The 6708-nt window shown below is 66.3% G+C and carries 7 protein-coding genes; 5 read left to right on the forward strand and 2 right to left on the reverse strand.

From position 1 onward, the window contains the following. Positions 1–12: 12 nt before the first annotated feature. Both IWX64_RS14435 and IWX64_RS14440 read right to left on the reverse strand, forming a co-directional pair. Positions 13–285, reverse strand: a complete 273-nt coding sequence (locus IWX64_RS14435; protein WP_312884043.1) for an acyl-CoA carboxylase subunit epsilon — start codon at positions 283–285, stop codon at positions 13–15. Further along, on the reverse strand, positions 282–1901 hold the full coding sequence (locus tag IWX64_RS14440) for an acyl-CoA carboxylase subunit beta (protein WP_196867821.1): 1620 nt from the start codon (positions 1899–1901) through the stop codon (positions 282–284). Before IWX64_RS14440 ends, IWX64_RS14435 begins: the two co-directional genes overlap by 4 nt. A 211-nt stretch (positions 1902–2112) precedes the next feature. Between IWX64_RS14440 and IWX64_RS14445 the strand changes: the two genes are divergently transcribed. The 5 genes from IWX64_RS14445 to IWX64_RS14465 all read left to right on the forward strand — a co-directional run bounded on the left by IWX64_RS14445 (position 2113) and on the right by IWX64_RS14465 (position 6587). Next, complete coding sequence (locus tag IWX64_RS14445; RefSeq protein WP_196867822.1) at positions 2113–2973, forward strand: SDR family oxidoreductase; 861 nt, start codon at positions 2113–2115, stop codon at positions 2971–2973. A gap of 81 nt (positions 2974–3054) precedes the next feature. Then, positions 3055–3936: a biotin--[acetyl-CoA-carboxylase] ligase gene (locus tag IWX64_RS14450; RefSeq protein WP_196867823.1), complete on the forward strand. Its 882-nt coding sequence runs from the start codon at positions 3055–3057 to the stop codon at positions 3934–3936. An 18-nt stretch (positions 3937–3954) separates the two neighbouring features. After that, on the forward strand, positions 3955–4515 hold the full coding sequence (locus IWX64_RS14455) for a PH domain-containing protein (RefSeq protein ID WP_196867824.1): 561 nt from the start codon (positions 3955–3957) through the stop codon (positions 4513–4515). 34 nt (positions 4516–4549) lie between these two features. Beyond that, positions 4550–5725, forward strand: a complete 1176-nt coding sequence (locus IWX64_RS14460; protein ID WP_196867834.1) for an adenylate/guanylate cyclase domain-containing protein — start codon at positions 4550–4552, stop codon at positions 5723–5725. A 106-nt stretch (positions 5726–5831) separates the two neighbouring features. Beyond that, complete coding sequence (locus IWX64_RS14465; protein WP_196867825.1) at positions 5832–6587, forward strand: PP2C family protein-serine/threonine phosphatase; 756 nt, start codon at positions 5832–5834, stop codon at positions 6585–6587. Positions 6588–6708: the final 121 nt, after the last annotated feature.

Genomic DNA, 6708 nt, shown 5'->3' on the forward strand with positions numbered 1-6708 from the left:
AGTCCACGGGGCTTAGCGGCCGCTGCGCTTCCAGGAGCCCGGTCCAGGCAGGGGTGCCAGGCGCAGTTGGTTCCGGCGGACCCAGGTGCGGTGTGGGGGCCCGGCGTCGGGTTCCGGGGACTCCATGGAGAGCGCGACGACGACGGCGGTCAGCGCCGCCAGCTCCTCAGCTGTCGGGATGCCGCGGACCACGGCGAACGCAGGCTCCGCAGGGACCGTGGTGTCCGGGGGAACAGCGGCGTCGTAGGCGGCGGAACGGCCGGGCCGGATCGGGGCAATGGTCACAGCGGGATATTCCCGTGCTTCTTGGCGGGATTGGTGGCCCGCTTGTCGCGCAGTGCCCGCAGCCCGCGGACAATCTGCTGCCGGGTGTCCGACGGCGCGATTACCGCGTCAACGTAGCCCAGCTGTGCGGCCTGGTACGGGTTGAGGAGTTCTTCCTCGTACCGGGTGATCACCTCGGCGCGGGCGGCCTCGACGTCGCCGCCGGCGTCGGCCACCGACTTCAGCTGGCCGCGGTAGAGGATGTTCACTGCCCCCTGGGCGCCCATCACGCCGATCTGCGCGGTGGGCCAGGCCAGGTTGAGGTCAGCACCAAGCTTCTTGGAGCCCATCACGATGTAGGCGCCGCCGTACGCCTTGCGGGTGATGACGGTGAGCTTGGGGACAGTGGCTTCCGCGTAGGCATAGAGCAGTTTTGCGCCGCGGCGTATGATGCCGTTGAACTCCTGGTCCTTCCCGGGGAGGAAACCGGGCACATCCACGAGAGTCAGGATCGGGATGTTGAAGGCGTCACAGTTGCGGACAAAGCGGGCGGCCTTTTCGGATGCGGCAATATCCAGGGTGCCGGCGAACTGCAGCGGCTGGTTGGCGACGATCCCGATGGTGTGGCCCTCCACCCTGGCGTACCCGATCATCACGTTCGGGGCGTAGAGCGACTGCATCTCAAGGAAGTGGCCGTCGTCGACAATCGTCGAGATCACCGTGCGCATGTCGTAGGGCTGGTTCGCCGAATCCGGGATCAGGGCGTCGAGGTCCCCGTCCTCGGCCGTGAGCTCCAGCTGTTCGACGAACTCGGTGAGCGGTGCCTCGGCGAGGTTGTTCGAGGGCAGGAAGTCCAGCAGTTCCCTGACGAAGTCGATCGCGTCGCGTTCATCGGAGGCGAGGTACGCGGACGTCCCGGTGGTGGAGTTGTGCTGACGCGCGCCGCCGAGGGTCTCCATGTCAACATCTTCGCCCGTCACGGTCTTGATCACGTCGGGGCCGGTGATGAACATGTGGGAGGTCTTGTCCACCATCACCACATAGTCGGTGAGCGCGGGGGAGTAGGCGGCACCGCCCGCGCAGGGCCCCATGATCAGGGAGATTTGCGGGATGACCCCTGAAGCGTGGACATTGTTGCGGAAGATGTCGGCGAACATGGCCAGCGAGGACACGCCCTCCTGGATGCGGGCGCCGCCACCGTCGTTGATCCCGACCACCGGGCAGCCGTTCCGGAGCGCGAACTCCTGGACCTTGACGATCTTCTCGCCGTTGACCTGGCTCAGCGACCCACCGTAGACGGAAAAGTCCTGGCTGTAGACGGCGATCTGGCGGCCCTCCACCGTTGCATAACCCGAGACGACGCCGTCGCCCAAGGGTTTCTTCGCCTCCATGCCGAACGCCGTCGAGCGGTGGACCGCGAGGGCGTCGAACTCGACGAAGGACCCCGAGTCCACCAGCAGGTCGATGCGCTCGCGGGCGGTGTTCTTGCCCCGCGCATGCTGCTTCGCGACCGACTCGGGGCCGGACGGCTGCTGCGCGAGTCCCTCGCGGCGACGGAAATCGGCGAGCTTCCCTGCGGTGGTGGTGAGGTCGATCGAGTGATCCTGCGCGACCAACGGTACTGAGCCAGGCTGCATTGAGTCTCCGGGTTGACGGTGAACGGGCCGTTGCCGGGGTTAAGTAGGTTTTCCACAAAGCGCCCGGCGTTTCACCCAGTCTAGTGAGGGATATGGCCACCCGGACTGTAGGACACCTACAATTTCCGGTTCGTTGAGTTAGCTCCCCACCGCATGTTACCCGTGGGTAACAATTAGGTTCTCTAGCCCCCCGGCCCACTATTCTTGCTTCATGACCGCCAGCAACGACGCCCCACGTCAGTCCAGCCCAGCCACCCTCGAGGGTCGCACCATCCTCATGTCCGGAGGTAGCCGGGGGATCGGTCTAGCGATTGCCCTGCGCGCCGCGCGCGACGGTGCCAACATCGCTTTGATGGCCAAAACGGGGGAGCCGCACCCCAAGCTCGACGGCACGGTGTTCACCGCCGCCCAGCAGATCCGCGACGCCGGAGGCAGAGCCCTGCCCATCGTCGGCGACGTCAGGAACGACGACGACGTCGCGGCGGCAGTTGCCGCCACCACCGCCGAGTTCGGCGGGATCGACGTCGTCGTGAACAACGCCTCGGCAATCGATCTCTCCCCGACCCGGGACGTCAGCATGAAGCGGTATGACCTGATGGCCGACATCAACGTCAGAGGCACCTTCCTGCTGAGCAAACTCGCCCTGGATGCGCTCCTGGCGTCCGGGAACCCTCATATCCTGACCCTCTCGCCCCCGCTGAACCTTCAGCCGCGGTGGGCAGGGATTCACCTGGCCTACACGATGGCGAAGTACGGCATGAGCCTGACCACGCTGGGCCTGGCCGAGGAGTTCAAGGCCGAAGGAATCGCCGTGAACTCACTCTGGCCGCAGACCCTGATCGATACTGCGGCGATCCGCAACCTGCCCGGCGGAGATCAGATCGTGGGCGGGGCCCGCAGCGCCGACATCGTCGCCGACGCCGCCCACGCGATCCTGATCCGTCCGTCCCGGTCCTGCACCGGAAACTTCTTCACCGATGAAGGGGTGCTCCGGGAGGAAGGGATCACCGACTTCACCGGCTACAGCCTGGGCGCCCCCGAGGACCAACTGGTCCCCGACATTTTCCTGTAACCAGGCCACCCCTGGCGGCGCGGGGGCCCCGCCGAAACCGCACACGGGGCCGGCCAAAGCCACGCTGGGTAAGATCGCTGTATGACTTCCCGCTACTCCAACCTTGAACGCCCCGGTCTGGACGAAGCGGCGCTCCGGGACGCCCTGTGCGCACCCAAGGGTCCGTACGGCCGGCTCGACGTCGTCGCCGAGACCGGATCCACCAACACCGACCTGGTACGGCATGCCCAGCTCCGGGCCGACGAGTGGCCGGACCTCAGCGTCCTCACGGCCGAACAGCAGAGCGCCGGACGCGGTCGGCTGGATCGTGAGTGGATCGCCCCCGAGCGGTCCTCCCTGATCGTCAGCATCCTGTTGCGCCCCCACAACCCGCAGGGCAGGCCGCTGCCCACCCAGAGCTACTCCTGGCTGTCACTGCTCGCCGCGCTCGCGTTGGCGGAAAGCATTGAGGAACGCACCGAGATCAGTCCCCAGCTCAAATGGCCCAACGATGTGCTCGTCGACGGGCGGAAACTCGCCGGCGTGCTGGCGCAACTGGTCGCTGATGACCGCGGGGGGCCAGCAGCCGTCGTCGTCGGCGTGGGGGCGAACGTGTCCCTGACCGACCAGGAGCTGCCCGTCCCCAGCGCCACCAGCCTGTTGCTCGAGTACTCAACAACCACCGACCGCAACGTGCTGCTGCGGGCCTTCCTCCGCCGGCTCGCCGACCACTACGCCGCGTTCCAGGCGGTCGACGGCGACGCCCGCCGTGAGTGGGCCGACGGCACCACCCTCGCCCAGCGGGTGAGCGACCGCATGGTCACCCTGGGCGAGCACGTCAGGGTCGAACTGCCGGGCGGGATGGAACTGATGGGCCGTGCGCTGGGTCTTGACGCCCACGGCGCGCTGCTGATCCGCGACTACGACGACGAGCGGCACACGGTCACGGCGGGCGACGTCGTGCATGTGCGGCAGGTCCCCTGACGTGGGCAGCTGACCGTTGTGCGACTGAAACTTGCGCCGGGGGAGCATGTGATTGTGCGGACCCGCCCCCACCCGCGGCCACTGGCGCTGCCGTTCGTGGGAGTGCTGTTGGTGCTGGCGGCGACGGGGTTTGGGCTGGGGCTGCTGAGCCGGCAGGACCTCCCGCCGGTGGTGGTCGAATGGGTGCCGCTCGCGGTGGTCCTGGTCCTGGCGGTGGCAGCCCTGATCCTGCTGCGGATCTTCGTCCGGCCGATGATGCGCTGGTGGGGGACGCGCTATCTCCTGACCAGCCGCCGAATGATCACTCGCCGCGGGTTCTCAACCCGACGGGAGCATGAACTGGCGCTGGCCAGCATCTATCAGCTGGACACCTCCCAGACCCTGCTGCAGCGATCCACCGGCAGCGGAAACCTTACGGTGGACCTTGGCCGCGACCGGACCGTGGTGTTCCCTGACATGCCCCAGATCCACACGTTCAAGGAGTTCATGGTGGAGGCGATCGGCGACCTCCCACTGACTGTGATGTTTGATGGTGTAGACATGGAAGCTGACCCGGTGCACGACCTCGAGGGTTATTGATCGCCGGATGACAGCATGGACGGGAGACGAGCGAATGACGGCTGACGAGTTGTCCGACAGGGAACAGGACGAGCAGCAGCCCAGCCCTGCCCCGGAATCGATGGACTCCGAGGCACTTCGGAGCGACGAGCCTGGCCCCGATGTTCCACAGCTCCAGGGTCCCCAGGTCGAGCTGAACCGTGAAGCGATCCGGAATTTGGAGATTGAACTGCTCGGCGCCGAGCGGACCCTGCGACGCCGTGACGTTGCCGCCCGCGCGGGGGTGTCACTGCTGTCGGCACGCAAGCTCTGGCGGGCCATGGGTTTCCCGAATATCTCCGACGAGGATGTTGCCTTCACGGAGAAGGACAAGGATGCACTGATCACCATCATCGAGCTGGTCCGCAGCGACAAGGTCTCCGAGAACGCCGCCATCTCCATCACCCGGGCCATTGGGCAGATGACTGACCGGATGGTTGTCTGGCAGATCGAGGCGCTGGTCGAAGAGATGGCGGCGCAGCGGCAGATCCCCGACGCCGTCGCCCGGAAGGCCCTGGTCGCTGAACTGCCCGACCTCATCGAGCCCCTGGAGAAGACCCTGGTCTACGCCTGGCGCCGGCAGCTGAACGCCGCGGTGCAGCGTCTGGCGCTGCGCGCCGAATCCGGGCTTCAGGCCAGCGCGGAGGGGCGGCTGGGCGACGAGGATGATGCCCCGCTGCCCCTGGCCCGCGCCGTCGGCTTCGCGGACCTTGTCTCCTACACGAGCCTGTCCCGGCAGATGAACGAGCGCACCCTGGCCCACCTGGTGCAGCGCTTCGAGAACGTCTGCGCCGAGATCATTTCGGTTGGTGGCGGCAGGCTCGTCAAGACCATCGGCGACGAGGTGCTCTACATCGCCGAGTCGCCGGAGGCCGGTGCCGAAATCTCGCTCGCCCTCGCCAAGGCGTTCACCGAGGATCACCTGCTGCCCTCCGCCCGCGTCTCAATGGTGTGGGGCCGCATCCTGTCCCGTCTCGGCGACATTTACGGGCCCACCGTGAACCTGGCGTCGCGTCTGACCTCCCTGGCGGAGCCCGGTACTGTCCTGATCGATGCGTCGACGGCGGCGACCCTGCGGGAGAACGAACGGTTCGTGCTCATCCCGCAAAAAGCGCGGACCATCAGGGGCTTCGGCGAAGTCACTCCGGTGACCCTCGCCCGGGGCACCGGCACCGGTCTGATCCTCGACTAGCCACGATGGGCAGTCCGGGGCACAGGCTCCAAGCGATGGTCGACTAGGGTATCCAAGTAACTACGTGACACATCGCATTTGACGAAAGCTAAATGGCAGGGCGGATATGACAACCGACAAGACACCGGCCGCGGGCCTCGACCTCACGGTGAGCTGCGGGTACGCGTCGGACGTCGGACTGCGCCGCGAGCACAACGAGGACTCGCTGATCGCTGCCAACCCCATCTTCGCCGTCGCCGACGGGATGGGTGGCCACGAGGCTGGCGAAGTGGCCAGCAGCATTTGTATCCGCACCCTTGGCGAGAGCCGGATCGCCGGCCACCCCCTTCCCGAACTCGACCCTGACGAGCTCCAGGAACTCCTGGTCCACTCCGATGAGCAGATCCGCGCGGAGACCGGCGGGCGAGCCGGTACCACCCTCAGCGGGACGGTGCTGGTGCAGGAGGCCGGCGTCCCCTACTGGCTGGTGTTCAACGTGGGCGATTCGCGCACCTACCGTTTCAGCCAGGGCGGCCTGGAGCAGATCACCATTGACCACTCCGAGGTGCAGGAGCTGGTGGACTATGGTCGGATCACGGCCGAGGAGGCCCTGACCCATCCGCGTCGGCATGTGGTCACCCGGGCGCTCGGCACCGGAACCGATATCGACGCCGACTTCTGGCTCATCCCCGCTACCGCGGGGGATCGCCTACTGGTCTGCTCGGATGGTCTGATCAACGAGGTGGGGGATGAACAGATCTTCGACCTGCTCGTTTCGATCGCACACCCCCAGGAAGCCACCGATGCCCTGGTGCAGGCGGCGCTGAGGGCTGGCGGCCGGGACAATATTTCGGTCATCGTCGTGGATCTTGTAGGAAGCTAGGAAGCTAGGAAGCTAGGAAGCTAGGAAGCTAGTGTAGCGTGTCGTTGGTTCCTTTGTGTCTGATCTTTGTCAGACTTGATCCATGGTTTATCTGGCGAGGGCTTTGGAATTGCGTGACGGG

It is taken from the genome of Arthrobacter sp. CAN_A212 (assembly GCF_015752345.1).
In the GTDB taxonomy this organism is placed as follows: Bacteria; Actinomycetota; Actinomycetes; order Actinomycetales; family Micrococcaceae; genus Arthrobacter_D.

Coding starts and splice junctions, on each gene's coding strand:
- IWX64_RS14465 (WP_196867825.1), top strand. CDS start 5,832: ATGACAACCGACAAGACACCGGCCGCGGGCCTCGACCTCACGGTGAGC.
- IWX64_RS14450 (WP_196867823.1), top strand. CDS start 3,055: ATGACTTCCCGCTACTCCAACCTTGAACGCCCCGGTCTGGACGAAGCG.
- IWX64_RS14460 (WP_196867834.1), top strand. CDS start 4,550: ATGACGGCTGACGAGTTGTCCGACAGGGAACAGGACGAGCAGCAGCCC.
- IWX64_RS14440 (WP_196867821.1), bottom strand. CDS start 1,901: ATGCAGCCTGGCTCAGTACCGTTGGTCGCGCAGGATCACTCGATCGAC.
- IWX64_RS14445 (WP_196867822.1), top strand. CDS start 2,113: ATGACCGCCAGCAACGACGCCCCACGTCAGTCCAGCCCAGCCACCCTC.